This is a genomic window from Caldisericum sp., assembly GCA_022759145.1.
Taxonomy (GTDB): Bacteria; Caldisericota; Caldisericia; order Caldisericales; family Caldisericaceae; genus Caldisericum.
Window position 1 is genome coordinate 1 of sequence record JAEMPV010000064.1, and the last position, 18746, is coordinate 18746.

The 18746-nt window shown below is 37.8% G+C and carries 36 protein-coding genes; all 36 read right to left on the minus strand.

Annotation, left to right across the window (positions count from 1 at the left end; all coding sequences use genetic code 11):
- Nucleotides 1-141: 141 nt before the first annotated feature.
- Nucleotides 142-531: a 30S ribosomal protein S9 gene (gene rpsI, locus JHC30_04525; GenBank protein MCI4463418.1), complete on the minus strand. Its 390-nt coding sequence runs from the start codon at nt 529-531 to the stop codon at nt 142-144.
- Nucleotides 531-977 (minus strand): 50S ribosomal protein L13, encoded by a 447-nt coding sequence (gene rplM, locus JHC30_04530; protein MCI4463419.1) that lies wholly within the window; start codon nt 975-977, stop codon nt 531-533. The genes rpsI and rplM overlap by 1 nt, the downstream gene beginning before the upstream one ends.
- Nucleotides 978-1069: 92 nt before the next feature.
- Complete coding sequence (truA, locus tag JHC30_04535; protein ID MCI4463420.1) at nt 1070-1828, minus strand: tRNA pseudouridine(38-40) synthase TruA; 759 nt, start codon at nt 1826-1828, stop codon at nt 1070-1072.
- Entirely contained in the window at nt 1821-2624 is an 804-nt protein-coding gene (locus JHC30_04540) for an energy-coupling factor transporter transmembrane protein EcfT (protein MCI4463421.1), read from the minus strand. Before JHC30_04540 ends, truA begins: the two co-directional genes overlap by 8 nt.
- A 1-nt stretch (nt 2625) precedes the next feature.
- A complete protein-coding gene (locus JHC30_04545; GenBank protein ID MCI4463422.1) occupies nt 2626-3465 on the minus strand; it encodes an ATP-binding cassette domain-containing protein in 840 nt (279 codons plus the stop codon).
- Nucleotides 3453-4262, minus strand: a complete 810-nt coding sequence (locus JHC30_04550; protein ID MCI4463423.1) for an ATP-binding cassette domain-containing protein — start codon at nt 4260-4262, stop codon at nt 3453-3455. Before JHC30_04550 ends, JHC30_04545 begins: the two co-directional genes overlap by 13 nt.
- A gap of 6 nt (nt 4263-4268) precedes the next feature.
- Nucleotides 4269-4625, minus strand: a complete 357-nt coding sequence (gene rplQ, locus JHC30_04555; protein ID MCI4463424.1) for a 50S ribosomal protein L17 — start codon at nt 4623-4625, stop codon at nt 4269-4271.
- A 10-nt stretch (nt 4626-4635) separates the two neighbouring features.
- A complete protein-coding gene (locus tag JHC30_04560) occupies nt 4636-5550 on the minus strand; it encodes a DNA-directed RNA polymerase subunit alpha (protein ID MCI4463425.1) in 915 nt (304 codons plus the stop codon).
- 15 nt (nt 5551-5565) lie between these two features.
- Nucleotides 5566-6195 (minus strand): 30S ribosomal protein S4, encoded by a 630-nt coding sequence (gene rpsD, locus JHC30_04565; GenBank protein ID MCI4463426.1) that lies wholly within the window; start codon nt 6193-6195, stop codon nt 5566-5568.
- Nucleotides 6196-6206: 11 nt separating this feature from the next.
- A complete protein-coding gene (gene rpsK, locus JHC30_04570; GenBank protein MCI4463427.1) occupies nt 6207-6596 on the minus strand; it encodes a 30S ribosomal protein S11 in 390 nt (129 codons plus the stop codon).
- A gap of 9 nt (nt 6597-6605) precedes the next feature.
- The gene (rpsM, locus tag JHC30_04575) at nt 6606-6977 is read right to left on the minus strand and encodes a 30S ribosomal protein S13 (protein MCI4463428.1); all 372 of its coding nucleotides are present in this window, start codon (nt 6975-6977) and stop codon (nt 6606-6608) included.
- A gap of 10 nt (nt 6978-6987) precedes the next feature.
- Complete coding sequence (rpmJ, locus tag JHC30_04580) at nt 6988-7101, minus strand: 50S ribosomal protein L36 (GenBank protein MCI4463429.1); 114 nt, start codon at nt 7099-7101, stop codon at nt 6988-6990.
- A gap of 14 nt (nt 7102-7115) precedes the next feature.
- Nucleotides 7116-7331, minus strand: coding sequence for a translation initiation factor IF-1 (infA, locus tag JHC30_04585; protein MCI4463430.1), 216 nt, complete (start codon nt 7329-7331; stop codon nt 7116-7118).
- A gap of 11 nt (nt 7332-7342) precedes the next feature.
- Nucleotides 7343-8089: a type I methionyl aminopeptidase gene (gene map, locus JHC30_04590; GenBank protein MCI4463431.1), complete on the minus strand. Its 747-nt coding sequence runs from the start codon at nt 8087-8089 to the stop codon at nt 7343-7345.
- Nucleotides 8076-8732, minus strand: coding sequence for an adenylate kinase (locus JHC30_04595; protein ID MCI4463432.1), 657 nt, complete (start codon nt 8730-8732; stop codon nt 8076-8078). The genes map and JHC30_04595 overlap by 14 nt, the downstream gene beginning before the upstream one ends.
- Entirely contained in the window at nt 8729-9997 is a 1269-nt protein-coding gene (gene secY, locus JHC30_04600; GenBank protein MCI4463433.1) for a preprotein translocase subunit SecY, read from the minus strand. Before secY ends, JHC30_04595 begins: the two co-directional genes overlap by 4 nt.
- A gap of 1 nt (nt 9998) precedes the next feature.
- Complete coding sequence (gene rplO / locus JHC30_04605) at nt 9999-10421, minus strand: 50S ribosomal protein L15 (GenBank protein ID MCI4463434.1); 423 nt, start codon at nt 10419-10421, stop codon at nt 9999-10001.
- The gene (gene rpsE / locus JHC30_04610) at nt 10408-10914 is read right to left on the minus strand and encodes a 30S ribosomal protein S5 (protein MCI4463435.1); all 507 of its coding nucleotides are present in this window, start codon (nt 10912-10914) and stop codon (nt 10408-10410) included. Before rpsE ends, rplO begins: the two co-directional genes overlap by 14 nt.
- A gap of 21 nt (nt 10915-10935) precedes the next feature.
- Complete coding sequence (locus tag JHC30_04615; GenBank protein MCI4463436.1) at nt 10936-11304, minus strand: 50S ribosomal protein L18; 369 nt, start codon at nt 11302-11304, stop codon at nt 10936-10938.
- Nucleotides 11305-11316: 12 nt separating this feature from the next.
- On the minus strand, nt 11317-11862 hold the full coding sequence (rplF, locus tag JHC30_04620; GenBank protein ID MCI4463437.1) for a 50S ribosomal protein L6: 546 nt from the start codon (nt 11860-11862) through the stop codon (nt 11317-11319).
- 9 nt (nt 11863-11871) lie between these two features.
- A complete protein-coding gene (gene rpsH / locus JHC30_04625; GenBank protein ID MCI4463438.1) occupies nt 11872-12267 on the minus strand; it encodes a 30S ribosomal protein S8 in 396 nt (131 codons plus the stop codon).
- Between the two features lie 11 nt (nt 12268-12278).
- Nucleotides 12279-12464: a type Z 30S ribosomal protein S14 gene (locus JHC30_04630; protein ID MCI4463439.1), complete on the minus strand. Its 186-nt coding sequence runs from the start codon at nt 12462-12464 to the stop codon at nt 12279-12281.
- Nucleotides 12465-12473: 9 nt separating this feature from the next.
- Nucleotides 12474-13037: a 50S ribosomal protein L5 gene (gene rplE / locus JHC30_04635; protein ID MCI4463440.1), complete on the minus strand. Its 564-nt coding sequence runs from the start codon at nt 13035-13037 to the stop codon at nt 12474-12476.
- Between the two features lie 56 nt (nt 13038-13093).
- Complete coding sequence (locus tag JHC30_04640) at nt 13094-13429, minus strand: 50S ribosomal protein L24 (GenBank protein MCI4463441.1); 336 nt, start codon at nt 13427-13429, stop codon at nt 13094-13096.
- 11 nt (nt 13430-13440) lie between these two features.
- Nucleotides 13441-13809: a 50S ribosomal protein L14 gene (rplN, locus tag JHC30_04645; GenBank protein ID MCI4463442.1), complete on the minus strand. Its 369-nt coding sequence runs from the start codon at nt 13807-13809 to the stop codon at nt 13441-13443.
- On the minus strand, nt 13809-14051 hold the full coding sequence (gene rpsQ, locus JHC30_04650) for a 30S ribosomal protein S17 (GenBank protein ID MCI4463443.1): 243 nt from the start codon (nt 14049-14051) through the stop codon (nt 13809-13811). The genes rplN and rpsQ overlap by 1 nt, the downstream gene beginning before the upstream one ends.
- A 2-nt stretch (nt 14052-14053) precedes the next feature.
- Nucleotides 14054-14257 carry a 50S ribosomal protein L29 gene (gene rpmC / locus JHC30_04655; protein MCI4463444.1) on the minus strand — a complete coding sequence of 68 codons (204 nt, stop codon included), beginning with the start codon at nt 14255-14257 and terminating at the stop codon, nt 14054-14056.
- 2 nt (nt 14258-14259) lie between these two features.
- The gene (gene rplP / locus JHC30_04660; protein ID MCI4463445.1) at nt 14260-14673 is read right to left on the minus strand and encodes a 50S ribosomal protein L16; all 414 of its coding nucleotides are present in this window, start codon (nt 14671-14673) and stop codon (nt 14260-14262) included.
- 14 nt (nt 14674-14687) lie between these two features.
- Complete coding sequence (gene rpsC, locus JHC30_04665) at nt 14688-15347, minus strand: 30S ribosomal protein S3 (GenBank protein ID MCI4463446.1); 660 nt, start codon at nt 15345-15347, stop codon at nt 14688-14690.
- Between the two features lies 1 nt (nt 15348).
- Complete coding sequence (gene rplV / locus JHC30_04670; protein ID MCI4463447.1) at nt 15349-15690, minus strand: 50S ribosomal protein L22; 342 nt, start codon at nt 15688-15690, stop codon at nt 15349-15351.
- 12 nt (nt 15691-15702) lie between these two features.
- Nucleotides 15703-15978 carry a 30S ribosomal protein S19 gene (gene rpsS, locus JHC30_04675; protein MCI4463448.1) on the minus strand — a complete coding sequence of 92 codons (276 nt, stop codon included), beginning with the start codon at nt 15976-15978 and terminating at the stop codon, nt 15703-15705.
- Nucleotides 15979-15980: 2 nt separating this feature from the next.
- Nucleotides 15981-16811, minus strand: a complete 831-nt coding sequence (gene rplB, locus JHC30_04680) for a 50S ribosomal protein L2 (GenBank protein MCI4463449.1) — start codon at nt 16809-16811, stop codon at nt 15981-15983.
- Nucleotides 16812-16823: 12 nt separating this feature from the next.
- Nucleotides 16824-17108, minus strand: coding sequence for a 50S ribosomal protein L23 (rplW, locus tag JHC30_04685; protein ID MCI4463450.1), 285 nt, complete (start codon nt 17106-17108; stop codon nt 16824-16826).
- On the minus strand, nt 17108-17740 hold the full coding sequence (rplD, locus tag JHC30_04690) for a 50S ribosomal protein L4 (protein MCI4463451.1): 633 nt from the start codon (nt 17738-17740) through the stop codon (nt 17108-17110). Before rplD ends, rplW begins: the two co-directional genes overlap by 1 nt.
- Nucleotides 17741-17750: 10 nt before the next feature.
- On the minus strand, nt 17751-18356 hold the full coding sequence (gene rplC / locus JHC30_04695) for a 50S ribosomal protein L3 (protein MCI4463452.1): 606 nt from the start codon (nt 18354-18356) through the stop codon (nt 17751-17753).
- Between the two features lie 11 nt (nt 18357-18367).
- Nucleotides 18368-18676 carry a 30S ribosomal protein S10 gene (rpsJ, locus tag JHC30_04700; protein MCI4463453.1) on the minus strand — a complete coding sequence of 103 codons (309 nt, stop codon included), beginning with the start codon at nt 18674-18676 and terminating at the stop codon, nt 18368-18370.
- Nucleotides 18677-18746 lie beyond the last annotated feature (70 nt).

Here is an 18746-nt window from a genome sequence, read left to right on the forward strand (position 1 = left end):
CTCTCCTGTTGGAGAGGGTGCATAACGAACTCTTACCATATATACCTCCGGAAAGTATTCAAATTCAATATATAATAACTAAAAAGCAAAAAAATAAAAAGGGGCTTTCGCCCCTTAAAACTGGAAAAAATGTTCTTTCGGTTATCTCTTCCTGTACTGACGGTCTTTTCTTGCAGAGTGCAAACCGTATTTCTTTCTTTCCTTTTCCCTCGGGTCTCTTGTAAGAAGGCCTTCGCTCTTTAGAACAGGTCTTAATGATTCATCGATCTTGAGAAGCGCACGGGCAATACCAAGTTTAATTGCGTCGGCCTGCCCCCTGAACCCTCCGCCTTCTACATTTGCTCTAATATCAAATTTGTCTTTTAAGTTCGTTATCTCAAGAGGTTTAAAGACTTCGGGTAAAAGAGACTTTACATTGAAATACTCGTTTACATCTCTTCCATTAACTCGGACTTTTCCTGTTCCAGGAGTTAAAACAACCCGAGCAACCGAAGTTTTTCTTCTTCCAACCGCCAAAATTACCTTATCCATTATTCCTCCTTAGAAAGTGTAATAACACGTTCTACTTTAAATTCCTTTGGATAATTTGCATCGCTATAAACCTTGAGCCCATTGATCATTTTCCTTCCAAGTCTATTCTTTGGAAGCATTAGTTTAACAGCATGAGTAATAAGGAACTCGGGCTTTCTTTCTAAGATATTTCTTAAGGTGTAAGATTGCATATTACCCACATAACCTGTATGCTTGTTGTAAATTTTATCTGTAAGTTTTCTTCCAGTTACTTTTACTTTGGAGGCATTTATTACAATAACATTATCTCCCATATTTACATTAGGAGTAAACGTTGCCTTGTGTTTTCCTCTTAAAATTGATGCAGCAACAGCAGCAACTCTACCAATAGACTCACCTTCTGCATCTATAAGTACCCATTTCTTATTTACTTCGTAAGGCTTAACAAACTTAGTTATTTTCATCATATTCACATCCTCCTAAATTTACATATCCGTATAATAATACCAAAATTTTTAATTTAGTCAAGAATAAAATTGCTCATAAGAGAAAATTTTTATTAATAAATCACATTAACCAAAAACAGTGGCTCTGGAGGAAGAACCTGTCTTGTAAAAGGCACCTTGTTTCCAAAGGCAAACGGGTTAAGAAGGATACGCGTATCAATATATCCCTGCGCGCCTTTGAGGACATAATATACCATTCTCCTTACCATATGATACAAAAACCTATCACCGTGAAAATAAAGTATGATAATTGAATCCTTAACAATGAAACCTGTATCGAAAATTTCGCAAATGTTATTCCTATCCTTTTTCGACTTGTCAAAATTAGCAAAAATTGAAAAATCATGCTTTCCCTTGAGTCCATCGAGTGCAATTTTCAGCATATTCATATCAATAGGTTCTCTATAGATATAAACATATGGCATTAGAAACATAGACTTTTCAAGGTCAGAAGATACAATATAAGCATAAACTTTACTCTTTGCGCTTTTCCTTGCATGAAATGTCTCGGGAACTTCTTTAACTTCTTTAACGAAAATACCTTTATCAAAAAGAAGATGATTCATCTTATTTTTAAGCCAATCAGGATCGACGGATTCACTATAATAGAAATTAAGATATTGATTTAAAGCATTAACTCCTGCATCTGTCCGTGCTGCTCCATAAGTATTCACCTGCTCTCTAAGGACTGTCCTCAACACCTTTTCAATTTCTCCTTGAACAGTCTTTTCATCTTCGGGATGATTTGACTGTTTCTGAAATCCAGAAAAATTTCTTCCAACATACTGAATTCTCAATAAATAGTTATGCATGGGATTTCACCTCCAAAAAGAAAAGAAGAATAGTAAAGAGAGCAACAAAAACTATCGCAATTACCTCATTTTTACCAAACTTGCTTACCCTGTAAGAAGTTCTCTTCATCCCTAAAATAAAACCCCTTGACTCCATTGCCATTGCAAGTTGGTCTGCTCTATTAAAAGCGTTCAGAATGAGAGGAAGAATCACCGGAAGGAAACTTTTTGCCCTCATAAATAAATTTCCGCTTTCGAAGTCAGCACCTCTTGCCATTTGTGCCTTCATTATTCTGTCAGCTTCTTCAAACAAAATTGGTACAAACTGAAGAGATATAGAAATCATTAAAGAAAGCTCCTCGACTGGGAATCTAAAAACACGGAGAGGAAGGATTACATTTCTAAAGCCCATTGCAAGGTCTGTAGTAGTGGTAGTAGAAGTTAACAAAAATGTAAGCATAGTGAGAATAATAAGCCTGATTGCAATATATATGGAGATATTTATGCCCTCTTGAGTAATCTTTAGGACCTTCAAGTTAACAACAACTTTGCCTGGAGTAAAAAAGAGTTGGAAAAAAAGCGTAAAGAGAAGCAAAAATATTATTGGCTTAAATGAGGATAAAACCGATTGTATGGATACCTTTGAAAGCGCAACAAGCAAAACCGTAAATATAAGAAAAATTAAATACGATTGTATAGTTTTGAGAAAAAAGAGCAAAATAACGAGATAGAATATTAAAATTATCTTTAGGGTTGGATTTAATTTGTGGAAGAACGACTGCGTATACTGAAACTGACCAAAATAGAACTTAGCCATTTTAAGATTTTCGAATCCTCGTAAGATAATCTACGATACAGTCAAAAGTTTTACAGTCAGGAAAATCCGGATAGCATTTCTTTAAAAGTTTCTTTATCTTGGGGAAGAACGGTAATTCAAGTCCTATTTTTTCTACAAGTTCTGCATTCTCAAAAAAGGAAAGGGTATCTGAATCATAAACAACCGTACCTTCATTTATTGCTATAAGCCTTTCGGAAAGCAAAAAGGCTTCATCCATATTATGTGTTACAAAAATAAGCGTCCTCCCTTTGGAGATTCTATTTTCCAAATATGAAATAATGCTTGATTTCCCCCCAAAGTCTAAATTAGATGTCGGCTCATCTAAAATAAGGTATTTAGGATTTATAACTATAACACTTGCTATGGCTACTCTTCTTTTCTCGCCTCCAGATAGTTCAAATGGAGATTTACCCAGATAACTTTCATCAAGGCCAACTTCTGTGAGTGCATTAAGAACAACATCTTTAATCTTATTCCCTTCAACACCGATATTTTTTGCCCCATAGGCAACTTCATCAAACACAGTCTCTGCAAAAAATTGTGTTTCGGGATGCTGGAATACAACGCTTATATGCTTAACTATTTCTTTTCTTGGGACTTTGTTTTTTGTTATGTTGAGACTATCGATAATCACTTCACCACTCGTAGGCTTGAGTAAACCACTCATCACCTCAATTAAAGTAGATTTTCCTGATCCAATTCGCCCAACTATTGCAACCCTCTCTCCTTCATAAATCTTAAGGCTTAAGTCTTTCAGGGCTTCTTTTTTAAACTTAGTATGTGGATCGTAAGTTACCGAAATATTATTCAATTCGAGCATAGTTCATTTACAATTTCATTTAAATCAAGAGAAAACCTATTAACGATTTTCTTGTCGAGAAGTTTTTTCGAAAGTATCGCCTCATTCAAATTTGATACATTAACACTTGAAAGAAATTCTATATCGCTAAAAACTTCGTAAGGCGTTCCAGTTTTAACAATACGTCCATCGTTAAGAACTATTATATTGTCTGAAAAAACTGTTTCTTCTGGATGATGAGTTATATAAAGTATTCCCTTCCCTTCTCCCATTTTTAAAATCAATTTTAAGGTATTCCTTCTATTTACAGGATCGAGAAGGGATGTAACCTCGTCAAAAACTATAAAGTCAGGTTCAAGAACCAAAACAGAGGCAAGTGCTACTTTTTGCTTTTCTCCTCCGGAGAGGAGTGTCGGTGGAAAATGCAAAAAAGTCTTTAGATTGAGTTTATCTGCAATATCAAGAATTCTTTCTCTAATTTCTGACCTATCAAGCCCCATATTTTCAAGCCCAAAGGCAAGGTCGTCCTCTACTGTAATACCTACAAACTGGTTATCAGGGTTTTGAAAAACAACTCCTACCTTAAACTTTGCAATTCTATTAACATCAAAATCCTTAAGGGACTTTCCTTCTAAGAAAACATCTCCCTCAGAAGATAATAAAAGCCCGTTTGCAAGACGGGCTATGGTAGATTTTCCTGAACCATTGGAGCCAATTACTGATATAAACTCCCCTCTCTTAAGAGTAAAGCTAACATCCTTAAGGACAAGGGGGCTGTCTCCACCGTAAGAGAAGGAGACACTACGAAATTCAAGCATGTGCTATTATTCTTTAACGAGTTCAATAATAACAAGGGGAGTGCCATCTCCACGCCTAAATTTAGCAAGTTTCAAAATCCTTGTATAGCCGCCTGGTCTATCTTTGTACTCTTTTGCAAGTTCGAAGAGCTTATAAACTGCCTCTTTATCGAACAATACAGAGTGTGCATACCTTCTTGTATTGAGGTTGTCGTCTTTCGCTTTTGTTATGAGTTTATCAACAATTCTTCTAACTTCTTTTGCCCTTGCCTCTGTTGTTTCGATTCTACCATTCAGAATAAGGGAAGTTGCAAGATTTCTTAAAACACTTTTTCTATAACTTGGATAAAAGCCCAATTTTCTAAGCGCTATTCCGTGATTCATAAGCGACCTCCTACTCTTTTAGTTTTAAACCTAACTTGTTCAGTGCTTCCTCAACACTCTTAAGAGAAGCGGCACCGAATTTCTCGAGGTTTAATAAGTCTTTTGCTGAATATTTAATCAAATCACCAACCGTATTTATGTTATTTTTTACAAGGACATTATATGCCCTCTCGGGAAGATTTAATTCTTCAACCTTCATGTTTTTTACTTCATCTGATATATCACTCAGTTTCTTACCATTTAGTAATTTTGTAAAGGCATTTGAATAGTCAAGAAGCACATTTATCGCTTCTACAAGGCATTGTCTTGGTGATTTATTGCCCTTTGTTTGAATACCAAGAATAAGGGCGTCAAAGTCTACTGATTCTTCAAATCTTGTGGGCTCAACTCTGAAAGTTGCTTTAAGCACAGGAGAAAAATTAGCATCGATAGGTATAACTATCTGTGGAAAATCCTCTAACTTCTCCACTGCCTCTTCAAGCAGATATCCTTTGCCTCTTCTTATGTATATTTCACCAGAAAGCCTGCCTTTAGAAGAAGAAATTGTTGCTATATGTAAATCTGGATTGTGTATGGTTACTTCGCTTGTATGTATAAGGTCGGAGGCTTTTAATTCACCAACACCGGTTTTTTCGAACCTGAGAACTGTTTTATCTATAGCTTCCATTGAGATAACGAGTTTCTTAACATTTAGAATTATCTCTTCAACATCTTCCACAACTCCCTCGATGGTAGAGAACTCGTGGATTACACCATCGATATAGATACCTACAGGAGCAACTCCCTCAATTGAACTAAGGAGAGTTCTCCTTATAGCAGTTCCCAGGGTCAATCCAAAACCACTCTCGAGAGGAGAAAATTTGAACTCCCCGTAATTTCCTTCTTCCTTCAAAACTTCAAGCGAAATACTCTCTAATCGCCACATTTTATCACTTCCTTATTACTTGGAGTACAATTCTACGATTAAAGTAGGATTGACATCAAGTGCAAGTTCTTTAATGTTAGGAAGTTCCTTCACAACACCTCTAAATGAATCCTTATTAACTTCAACCCAATTAGGGAAGGTATTTCTCTCTTCGAGCGAAGCCTTGATTACTGGAATTTGCCTTGAAGATTCCTTTACCTCTACAACATCACCCTTGTTAAGTATAACTGATGGAATATTAACTTTCTTACCATTCACAAGGATATGCCCGTGAGAAACAATTTGTCTTGCTGCACGTCTATTAGGAGCAAAACCCATTCTGTATACTACATTATCCAATCTTCTTTCGAGAAGTTCGAGCAATTTATCACCAGTCGGAATCTCCTTCTGTCTTATCGCTATGTCAAAATATCTTCTGAATTGTCTTTCGAGGACTCCGTACATTGCCTTTACCTTTTGTTTCTCCATCAAATGGAACTTATAATCAGTAGGTTTGTTCATATGGAGAACAACTTGCTTTTGACCTGGAATTCCTCTACCTTTTTCAAGAGGACAACTCTTTGTGTAGCACTTATCTCCCTTTAAGAAAAGTTTTTTCTGTTGTGCTCTACAAATCCTGCAAAGGGGTCCATTATATACTGCCATCTCAAACCTCCCTATACCCTTCTTAATTTTCTCGGTCTGCAACCGTTATGAGGAATAGGAGTAATATCCTTTATCTCCTCAATCTGTAATCCTGCAGACTGAAGCGCTCTAATAGCAACTTCTCTACCAGGACCGCCGCCCTTTACGAGTACAGAAACTCTTTTTGCTCCAAGGTTAATTGCTTCCTCTGCTGCTTTTTGGGCTGCAACTTGTGCCGCAAATGGTGTTCCCTTCTTTGTTCCTTTAAAACCATTGCTTCCAGCAGATGACCAGCATACAACATTGCCCTGCTCATCTGTAACTGTAACAATTGTATTATTAAAAGTAGAATTTATGTACACTTTAGCAGTACCTGCTATCTTTTGTACTTTCTTTTTAGAACTCGTCTTTCCTTTTTTCATCTTACCTCCTTACGCACTCTTTCTAACAGATCCAACAGTCTTCTTTGGACCTTTTCTTGTTCTTGCATTAGTTCTTGTTCTCTGACCTCTTACAGGTAAGCCTCTCTTGTGTCTAATCCCTCTGTAGCAATTTATTTCAATAAGTTTTTTAATGTTGTTTGCGATGATTTTTCTCAAATCACCTTCAACAACATACTTTTCTCTTATTACATCCTCGATTGCTTTTATCTCCTCGGGGGTTAAATCTTTCACCTTTTTCAAGGGAACATTTGCTTCTTTCAAAACATCTAATGAATTGTGCTTACCTATTCCGTAAATATAGGTAAGTGCTATGTCAACTCTTTTTTCTCTCGGCAAATCAACGCCTGCTATACGTGCCAAAGTTCACCTCCTACTTTTGTCTTTGTTTATGTTTAGGGTTTTCGCAAATTACCATAAGCTTACCCCTTCTTCTTACTATCTTGCATTTTGGACACATTTTTTTAACAGATGTTCTTACTTTCATTGTATCTCTCCTTTCTAAAGTCTATAAACAATTCGTGCCTTAGTAAGGTCATAAGGACTAAATTCCAATTTTACCCTATCTCCCGGTAAAATTTTTATAAAATTAAGGCGCATTTTACCGCTTATAGTTGCGAGTACTACTTTCCCGTTTGCAAGTTTCACTTTAAACATTGTCCCGGGAAGAGTTTCAACAACAACGCCCTCTGCTTCAATTACCTGATCCTTACCCATGAAAATCCTCCCTATTCTGTAAGAAGTTCAACATGATCTTCAAAAATCGCAATCGTATGCTCAAAATGTGCACTGTTAGAACCATCTACAGTTTTTACAGTCCAACCATTCTTATCAGTGTAGACCCTGTAACTTCCAGCAGTTATCATCGGTTCGATTGCAAGAGTCATGCCTGCTCTCAACATAATCCCTGTTCCCGGTTTACCATAATTCGGAACAGAAGGATCTTCATGGAGATTTCTTCCAATACCATGCCCTGTATAATCTCTCAAAACGGAGAACCCGTTACCTTCTACAAATTTCTGTATTCTATATCCAATATCATACAGATGAGCACCAACACTTATTGCAGAAATACCTTCAAAAAACGCCTTTTCAACAATATCAACCAATTTTACATCAGTATCACTTTTCGGAGTACCTGCAATCTTCGTAAATGCAGCATCCGAATAGTATCCATCAAGAATAACTCCACCATCAACTTTAACAACGTCACCATCTTTGATAATTCTCTCCCCTGGAATCCCGTGTATAACTTCATCGTTTATGGAGATACAAAGTGAGTTAGGAAACCCTCTATACCCCTTAAAAGCAGGGACTCCACCTAGTTTATAAATCATATCCTCTGCTGCTTTGTCAAGTTCTATTGTTTTTATACCTGGTTCAATTTTTTCTTTAACCATATCTAACACCAATCTTAATATTTTACCAGATTTTCTCATTTTTTCAATTTCGTCTCTTGTTTTAATCACAATCATTAATAGCCTCTAACAAAACATTTGTAACAACTTCAGGGGAGTTATTAGCATCGCAACTTTTAAGTATACCTTTTTTTTCGTAAAAATCAAGAAGCGGCTCGGTATCCTTAAGATACACTGAGATTCTCGTTTTAACCGCATCAACTTTATCATCTTCACGTTGTATTAATTCTCCGCCACATACATCGCAAATGCCATCTTTCTTTGGAGGAGAGAAAAATACATTATACACTGCACCACAATTTCTGCATATTCTTCTTCCTGATAGCCTTTTTACAAGCGTATCAAAATCTGTGTTAAGGAAAAGCACAAGATCAATGCTTGCATTTCTTTTCTTTAGATACTCATCGAGAAATTCCGCTTGCTTTATTGTACGGGGAAATCCGTTTAAGATGAAGCCATCTTTGAGTTCAAAATTGTCAAGTACGTGTGCAAAAAAATCGTTCATAAAATCATCAGGAACAAGATTTCCATTTTCAGTAAGTTCTTTAAATTTCAAACCAAACTCAGTTTTATCGTTTATCTCTTTTCTTACAAGATCACCTGAAGAAATCATTGGTATATTCAACTTAGTTGAAAGAATTTTACCTTGTGTATCTTTTCCAGCCCCTGGGGGACCAAGAAGAACAAGGTGTTTCTTCATCTCAAAAAGCCCTCGTATTGTCTCATAAGGAGATATGCTTCAACCTCTCTCATAGTTTCAAGAGCAACACCTATAATAATAAGAAGCGATGTTCCACCAAAAACAAATGAAGTAATGGTCATTCTTCTGAATACAAGGTTTGGAATGATTGCAACAAGCCCAAGGAAAATGGATGTGGGAAGCGTAATTTTTCTTAATACTGAGGCAATATACTGGGCAGTTGATTCACCAGGTCTAATACCAGGAATGAAGCCTCCGTATTTTTTAAGGTCGTCTGCTAACTTGATCGGGTCATAAGTCATCTCCGTATAGAAGAATGTAAACCCGACAATGAGGAAGAAGTAAATTAGGTTATACCATATACTTGTTGGTGTACCAAAGATGGGTGTCGCTATGTGCTTAGTAAACCACGAATTCGGGAAAAACTGTCCTATTGTTGCGGGAAATGCCATAAAGGAAACCGCAAAGATAATCGGTAAAACGCCCGCCTGGACAAGTCTTAAAGGTATATATGTTGTTTGTCCGCCGTATACTCTTCTTCCTACAATTCTCTTTGCATACTGCACGGGAATACGTCTCTCCGACTGGTATGCAAAAATAACAAGAACAAGAAGGACAAGGAATGCAAGAAATTCACCTATAACACTTGCAATACTTACAGCACCTGCTGATAATTTTTCACCAATTTCAACAAAACTTACAGGGATTCTACTTATAATTCCTGCAAAAATTATAAGAGAAACACCATTGCCAATACCTCTTTCCGTCATTATCTCACCAAGCCACAAAACAAGGTAAGACCCTGCAATAAGACTTGCCATAATTACAAGTTTAAGAAGTATGCTTTGATTGACAAGGTAATTCCTGAAAATAACGATTACAGAGAATGCCTGCAGTGCTGCAAGAGCCACTGTAAGGTATCTTGTGTACTGAGCCATTTTCCGTTGCCCTTCTTCTCCGCCTTCCTTTACAAGTGCTTCAAGAGAAGGGATTACATAGGAAAGAAGTTGTAGGATAATCGATGCGTTAATGTATGGGAAAACTGAAAGAGCAAAGATTGAGAAGTTAGTGTAACCACCGCCAGAGAATAAGTCCATCAAAGCTAGGAATCCACCCTGTGAAAGAAGATTTGCAATTTGCGTTCTATCAATGCCTACTACTGGGATGTAGGTTCCAAGCCTGAAAAGGATGAATAAGAAGAGAGTAAAGTAAATTCTCTGTCTTAACTCTTTTAACTTAAACGCTCTTCTAATCGTTTCCCACATATTAGATTACCTCGGCTTTCCCTTGTGCTTTTTCTATCTTTTCTTTTGCTTGCTTTGAGAATTTGGAGGCTTTAACAACGAGAGAAACACTTATTTCCCCTCTTCCCAAAACTTTAACAGGACCTCCAAGGAGTTCATTCAAATTAATCTCTTTTTCGTTTCCTGCAATTTTCTCAAGATTATCAACATTAACCTCAATATATTCTTCTCTTTCTAAAGGCTTGAATCCTTTATATTTAGGAAGTCTTCTATAAATAGGAGTTTGACCGCCTTCAAAACCTTTTGCTTTAACTCCACCTGAACGGGACCTTTGTCCCTTGCAGCCATAAGTAGAGTATGTACCCTTGCCAGAACCATTTCCACGACCGACTCTGGTCTTCTCCTTCTTTGAGTTAGCCTTTGGTTTGAGATCATTTACCTTCATCTTTGCCTCCTTCTTTTGCCTTTCGGAGATCGTTCACCCTCATGATCTTTTCCATATCACTAAACGCCTTCAATGTCGCCTGGGCAACGTTTAATGGGTTCGATGAGCCAAGAGACTTGGAGAGTAAATCTTGAACACCTGCTTTTTCTGCAATCATTCTCACAACTCTCCCTGCAACAAGTCCTGTTCCCTGAACTGCTGGTGCAAGGAACACATGAGCAGTGTCTTTCTTAGCAGTTATTCTCATGGGAATCGTATTATTTTTCAAAGGAACGGTAACAAGGTTCCTCTTTGCATCGCTTATTGCCTTTTGAATTGCAGATGGAATTTCTCTTGCCTTTCCAATTCCAACACCAACTCTACCCTTCTTGTCTCCAATAACAACTGCAACTCTGAAACGCAAAATTTTTCCACCTTTTACTACTTTTGAAACTCTATCGATTTGAAGAATTGACTCTTCAAATTCTTTCACTTCTGCTGTTCTTCTATCCATCGTAGCCACATGACCCTCCTACTAAAATTTGAGTCCTGCATTCCTTGCTTCATCAGCAAGGGCTTTAACTCTACCGTGATACTGGTATCCGCCTCTATCAAATACGGCTTCAGAGATACCTTTTGCAAGTGCTCTTTCTGCAATCAATTTGCCAACTGCTTTTGCTTTTTCAGTAAGAGTTTTTTCTTTTAATGTTTCTTTAAGTTCCTTATCAAGTGTAGATGCAGAAACAAGAGTCCTGCCAGTCTCATCGTCAATGAGTTGTGCGTAAACATGTTTTAAACTGATATAGACGGAAAGTCTTGGCTTAGAAGCAGTCCCAGCAACTTTCCTTCTAATTCGCTTGTGCCTAATTTTTCTTAATTCGTTTCTTGGTGTTATCTTAATCATAGTCCACTCTCCTTACTTTCCAGAAGCTACAGTCTTACCGGCTTTACGCCTGATCTTTTCACCTTCGTAGATAATTCCCTTAACTTTGTAAGGATCAACTTTCCTAAGGTGTCTTATCTTCTGGGCAAAAGCACCTACAAGTTCTTTATCAATACCAGAGACAGTTATTACGTTTCCTTCTATCGCTACATTGAGTCCTTCTGGAATATCCATTAAAATCGGGTGGCTATACCCTAATTCGAATTGAACCTTTCTTCCTTTTACTTCACCTTTATAGGTCTTCTCGTTTATAATAAGTCTCTTAGAGAAGCCATTTGTAACTCCAACGACCATATTATTGAGAAGAGCCCTTGTTGTTCCGTGAAGAGCTTTATAGAAAGGTTTATCTGAATTTCTCTTAACAACTATACTATTATCAACGATTTCAATTTTCATATCCGGATGGAACTCTCTTTTTAAAGTTCCCTTCGGGCCTTTTACTTCAACCACGTTCCCATCAAGGATGTTCACAGTAACCCCTTGAGGAATTGGTATTGGCATTTTTCCTATTCTCGACATAAGCACCTCCTACCACACAAAGCAGACAACTTCGCCACCATGCCCAAGTTTACGAGCCATTTTGTCACTCATAATACCTTGGGGAGTGGATATAATCGCTATACCGAAACCATCAAAGACTTTCGGCAATTCGTCTTTTTTTACATATATCCTTCTTCCAGGCTTGCTTACTCTTCTGATACCCAAAATTGATGGTTCTTTGTTTGGTCCATACTTGAGGTGAATTTTAACAAAAGGTTTCCCATCAATCTGAATTGACTCAAAATCCTTTATAAAACCTTCTTCTTTGAGGACTTTTAAAATACCAAGAACAACCTTAGAGGAAGGTGCGACTACGAACTTGTGTCTTGCATCGCTTCCGTTCTTTATTCTTACAAGGACATCGGATACTAAATCGTTTATCATATTCTTCCTCCTTACCAACTTGCTTTCTTAACACCAGGAAGTTCGCCTTTAAGAGCAAGTTTTCTCAAGCACAACCTGCAAAGTCCAAATTTGCTATAATAAGCACGGGGTCTTCCGCAGATCTTACATCTATTATGCTGTCTTACTTTAAACTTTGGAGGTTTCTTTGCTTTTTCAATCATTGCCTTTCTTGCCATATCTCACCTCTAATTCTTTCTGAACGGGAAGCCCATAAACTCTAAAAGAGCCTTTGCTTCCTCATCTGTTTTTGCAGTTGTTATAATCGTCACATCAAATCCTCTAACCTTATCAACCATATCGTATTCAATTTCCGGGAATATGAGTTGTTCTTTTATGCCGAATGTATAATTTCCTCTACCATCAAAGGAATTAGGAGAAAGACCTTTGAAGTCTCTAATCCTTGGAAGTGCAGAATTAATGAGTTTTTCAAAGAAGGTATACATCTTGTTGCCCCTTAATGTAACTCTCACTCCAATTGGGGAACCTTCCCTAACCCTGAATGATGCAATTGATTTTTTTGCTCTTGCAACTGCAGGCTTCTGCCTTGTAATGAGTATGAATTCCTGAACACTCTTCTCAAGAGCTGAAGGATTTTCGTTTGCTTCACCTATACCACGGTTAACTGCAATTGCAACGATTTTCGGAACCTGCATAACATTCTTATAACCAAACTTTTCCATCATCTTTTTCTTAACCTCAGTTTCATACTTCAATTTCAAAGGTGACTGAGGCAGTTTTTCGCTTAGCAAATTTTCAAGTTTGCTATCCAATTTAAAAGTCACTTTCTTTCCCATACACTCACCTCTTAAATCTTATCAATAACTTCATGGCAATTCCTGCATACTCTTACGGAACTGCCATCTTCGAGAATCTTATGAGAGACTCTTGTCTTTGTGTGGCAATGCGGGCATATAACCATTACCTTGTGAGCAAAAATTGGTCCTTCTCTCTTGGTTATTTTGCCCTGCGGCATATCCTGGGTTGGACGAAGGAAATGAGTTTGCATATTAACGCCTTCCACTATTACCTTTCCCTCTTCTGGGATAGTCTTCAAAACTTTTCCCTGTTTTCCCTTGTCCTTTCCTGCAATAACAACCACAAGGTCTCCCTTTTTAATATCAAGATATTTAACCTTATTCATAACGCTTCCTCCTACAGAACTTCAGGTGCAAGGGAGGCAATTTTAACATAGCCCTTCTTCCTTATTTCCCTTGCAACTGGACCAAACACACGTGTCCCCTTGGGATTTCCTTCGTTATCAAGTATGACACATGCATTATCATCAAATCTTATAATACTTCCATCTTCTCTTTTAATAGGATATTTAGTTCTAACAATAACTGCTTTTACAATTGTTCCTTTTGGAATTGGACTATTGGGAACAGCTTTCTTAACTGTTGCAACAATTCTATCACCAACAGTCCCGGTTGGTCTGTGTCCCACATCAAGAACAGTTATAATAGAAACTTCTTTTACACCTGTATTATCTGCACACACTAATCGTGAATATTGTCTAACCATTATTCACCTCCACCCAAAATTTCAACAATTCTCCATCTTTTAAGTTTACTTAAAGGACGAGTTTGTCTAATTCTCACGGTGTCTCCAACTTTTGCTTGATTGTTCTCATCATGAGCATAATATTTTGTAAAGGTCTTAATCTGCTTCAAGTAGAGAGGATGATGGGTAATTCGTTCTACTTTTACTACAGCGGTTTTCATATAGGTGCTAACAACTACACCAACAAGTTCTTTCTTTCCCATTTTTACACCTCTTCCTTCTTTAACTCACGTTCTCTTTTTACTGTAAGAAGTCTTGCAATATCCTTCTTTACTATTCTAATCCTTGCAGGATTATGAAGTTGATGAGTAGCAAGTTGGAACCTCAAGTTAAAGAGTTCTTTCCTTAAAGTCTTTAAAGTATTTTCTATTTCTTGGTCAGTCATATCACGAATCTGTTGAATCTTCATAATTATTCCTCCTCTAAGGTAAGCATTCTTACCTTAACTGGAAGTTTATGTCCTACTTGCTTGACAAGTGATTCTGCAGTTTCTCTATCAACTCCAGAAAACTCAAACATAACTCTTCCAGGTTTAACTACTGCAACCCAATGGTCAACATCACCTTTTCCGCCGCCCATTCTCGTTTCTGCTGGCTTCTTTGTAACAGATTTGTCAGGGAAAATTCTTATCCAAAGCTTTCCGCTCTTTCTTACTGCTGAAATAAGTATCAACCTGCAAGCCTCAATCTGCCTTGAGGAAATCCAGCCTGGTTCAAGTGCCTGGACTCCATATTCACCAAAATGCACTGAGGTAGCGCCTTTTGATCTTCCTTTTGTTCTACCTCTATGCATCTTTCTATACTTTACTCTTTCTGGCATTAACATAGTTTCACCTCCAATTATGAAGCAAAGAACAAGGGCTCTTTAGCAGTACCTTTATAAACCCAAACCTTTACTCCGATGACTCCAAATTTTGTCTTTGCAATAGTTTCTGAATAGTCAATATCTGCATCGAGTGTTTGTAGTGGTACTCTTCCTTCCCTAAACCATTCAGTTCTTGCAATTTCTGCACCTTCAAGCCTTCCAGAAACTTGAACTTTTATTCCCTGAGCGCCTGACCTCATTGCTCTCGTGATTGCTTGCTTAATAGCTCTTTTGTGTGGTGTTTTCTGCTCAAGCCTCTGGGCAACGTTTTGTGCAATAAGTTCTGCATCAATTTCGGGATGCTTTACTTCTCTTATATCAACCTTTAAATTATCGTATTTGTGGTCGATTACCTTTTTCACCATATCCTCGAGTTTACTAACTTCAGAACCCTTCTTTCCAAGAAGCATTCCAGGACGAGCCGTATGAATTACGACTCTTAACTCTGAGGTTCCTTTTCTTATAATTTCGACTTTTGAGATTGCAGCATTAAAACCAAGAGATTTAAATTCTTTTCTAATTCTAAAGTCCTCAAGTAAATAGGAAGAGTAGTCCTTCTTTGGGGAGTACCATTTGCTCCACCAGTCTTTGGTTATTCCTAACCTAAAACCATAAGGATGAGTTTTCTGTCCCACATTAAACCTCCTCTTTCTCTTTCACAATTATCTTGATCTGGCTTACCGGCCTTCGAATTATATCCGCCCTGCCAAATCCTCTTGGAAGAACTCTTTTAAGAGGTCCTTCTGCATCTATAAATATTTTGTCAACATACATAAGGTCCTCATCCATTTTAAAGTTATTTACACCATTTGCAACTGCAGAATCAAGTGCCTTTTCTAAGTAACGAGCAGCCTTATGTGGAAGAGCCTTAAGAATTGCTCTTGCTTCGGTTACCGATTTACCCTTTATCAACTCTGCAACAAGCCTTGCCTTACTTGCAGAGAGCCTTAGGTGTCTTTCAATAGCATATGCTTCCATTCAAGAACCTCCTTATGTCTTCGTGATAACACGAGCAGTTGGTGCTCTGTGACCGTGGAATGTACGGGTAGGAGCAAACTCGCCCAACTTATGTCCAACCATATCAGGCACAATATAAACAGGAATGTGTGTTTTTCCGTTGTGGACTGCTATTGTGTGCCCTACCATTTCTTCTGTAATAGTAGAGCGTCTACACCAAACCTTAATAACCTTCTTTTCACCTTTTTCATTCATTTTTCTAATCTTTTCAAGAAGTTTGGGATCAACCCACTTACCAGTTCTTCCCATAATTATTTCCTCCTCTTAATGATGTATTTATCGGAAGGATTCTTCTTCTTTCTCGTCTTGTAACCAAGAGTTGGTTTACCCCAAGGCGTAAGAGGACCAGGATGACCAATAGGAGCCTTACCTTCTCCACCACCATGCGGGTGGTCAACAGGGTTCATTGCAGAACCTCTAACAGTTGGTCTAATACCGAGATGTCTCTTGTGTCCAGCCTTACCAAGGTTAACATTTTCATGGTCAAGATTACCAACCTGTCCGATCGTTGCTTTGCATTCAAGTCTTATTTTTCTGATCTCGCCCGAAGGCATTCTTATCTGGGCGTATTCTTCTTCTTTTGCGATTAACTGTGCACCTGCTCCTGCTGACCTTGCAATTTGGCCACCTCTTCCGGGAATAAGTTCAATGTTGTGAATAAATGTTCCAAGAGGAATGTTCTTAAGAGGCAAAGCATTACCAACTTTTATTTCGGCATTAGGTCCTGACATTACAGTGTCTCCAACCTTAAGCCCAAGTGGTGCAATTATATATCTCTTCTCGCCATCAGCGTATGTTAAAAGAGCAATATAAGCAGAACGATTGGGGTCATACTCAATTGATGTTACTTTTGCAGGAATACCATCCTTGTCTCTCTTAAAATCAATAATTCTATAAAGGCGCTTGTTTCCACCGCCTCTATGCCTTACAGTTATCTTACCTGTGTTATTTCTTCCGCCTTCTTTTCTCAAACCTTCAACAAGAGACTTTTCAGGTTCAGTTTTTGTAATAGTCTCTTTGTGGTTTACAACTGTTTTACCACGAAGGCCTGGGGTTACTGGTTTATAAACTTTTAAACCCATATTCTACCTCCATCAAACATTCTGAATGACATCTATCTTATAACCTGGATAGAGTGTCACGATTGCCTTTTTATATGAAGGAGTCCTAACATAGTTATATCGAACTCTCTTCTTCTTCCCAAAAACTTTCCCAATATTTACATCCTTTACCTTAACATTAAAGGCTTCTTCAACAGCTTTTTTAATCATCTGGACATTTGCATCTTCATGCACGACAAAAGTGTACTTTCCCTGTGCCATTTGCTTTGTTGTCTTTTCAGTGATTAAAGGTCTTACTAAGATTTCATAAGTCTCCATTATTTCCACCACCCTTCAATTCCAAGAACTGCCTCTTTTGACATTACAATGGAATCAAAAACCATAAGGTCGTATGCATTGAGGAACTTATAATTAAGAGGCTTAACAGTTGGAACATTTCTTAAAGCCCTTTCCACTTCGCCGTTCTCTTCTGAATACACAAACAGAACATCTCCAAGGTCTTTATTCAATGTTTCCTGAACTCTCTTAAGAATTTCCATCGCTTCTTTTGTCTTTCCAGATAGCTTTACATTACTAAGGATATGAACATCACCGTCGTTAAATCGAGCAGTTAATGCAGAAAAGATTGCAGCATCAATTTCTTTTTTGTTCATCTTCTTTGAGAAGTCTCTGGGGTGTGGTCCAAATGCAACAGCCCCACCCTTCCATATGTTAGAAGTTCTTGCACCTTGTCTTGAACGACCAAGTCCTTTCTGGGGTCTAACTTTCTTGGTGCTGTAACTTACATCTCCTCTTTCCTTTGTATCAGCGGTTCCCCTTCTTCTATTTGCAAGATACCTTTGGACTGCCTCATATATGAGATGTTTTTTAACTTCTCTTGCAAAGTAATCATCAGGAAGTTCAAGAGACTCAACTGTATTATTCTTAACATCAATTACATTACTCTTCATTTCAATCCTCCTATGCTCTAATAAGGAGCAGGCCCTTGTCAGGTCCAGGAACACTTCCCTTTACAAGAATAAGGTTTTTCTCGGGTATAACTTTAACAACCTCGAGGTTCCTCACAGTTACAGTTTCATTTCCAAGATGACCTGCCATCTTCATACCTTTAAATACTCTACCTGGGGTTGCACGCTGACCAATAGAACCAGGACGCCTTTCTGCTTCGTGTCCGTGTGTCCTTGGCCAACCTCCAAAACCCCAACGCTTGACAACACCCTGGAAGCCTTTACCCATAGAAGTGCCTGTTACTTTAACATACTTTACATCTTTAAAAGCCTCAACAGTAATAGTTTCACCAACTTCACCCTCCATATCCCTTACTTCTTTTAAGAATCTAAAGGGCTTAAGTCCTCGCTTTTCAAAGAAACCTCTCATAGGTTTGTTTAATTTTTCTGGCTTAACTTCTAAGAAACCAAGGGCTACTGCATCATATCCGTGAGTATCTTTTGTCTTTTTATCAACAATTGTACAAGGACCCGCTTGAATTACTGTTACGGGTACCACAGTGTCCCCAAGGTAAACGGAAGTCATTCCTACTTTAAGTCCTAAAATTCCCTTTGCCATAACAACCTCCATTAAATCTTAATCTCAACTTCCACACCCTGAGGTATATCCATATTCGCTAACTTCTGTGTAATTTCGGGTGTAGCGTCAATAATTTCAATCAACCTCTTATGCACGCAAATTTCAAATGCCTCTTGAGAGTCTTTATCTATGTTAGGTGCTCTCAAAACATTAAAAACAGTTCTCTTTGTAGGCAGTGGGATTGGCCCTGAAACTGTTGCACCATTTGATTTTGCTACTTCGACAATTTTTGCTGCCCAAAGATCAAGAATCTTGTTGTCAAATGCTTTTAATCTAATTCTTAAACGATCCTTCTTCATTTTTTCACACTCCTTTACTCAATAACCTTTGTAATAACTCCAGCACCTACAGTTTTACCACCTTCACGGA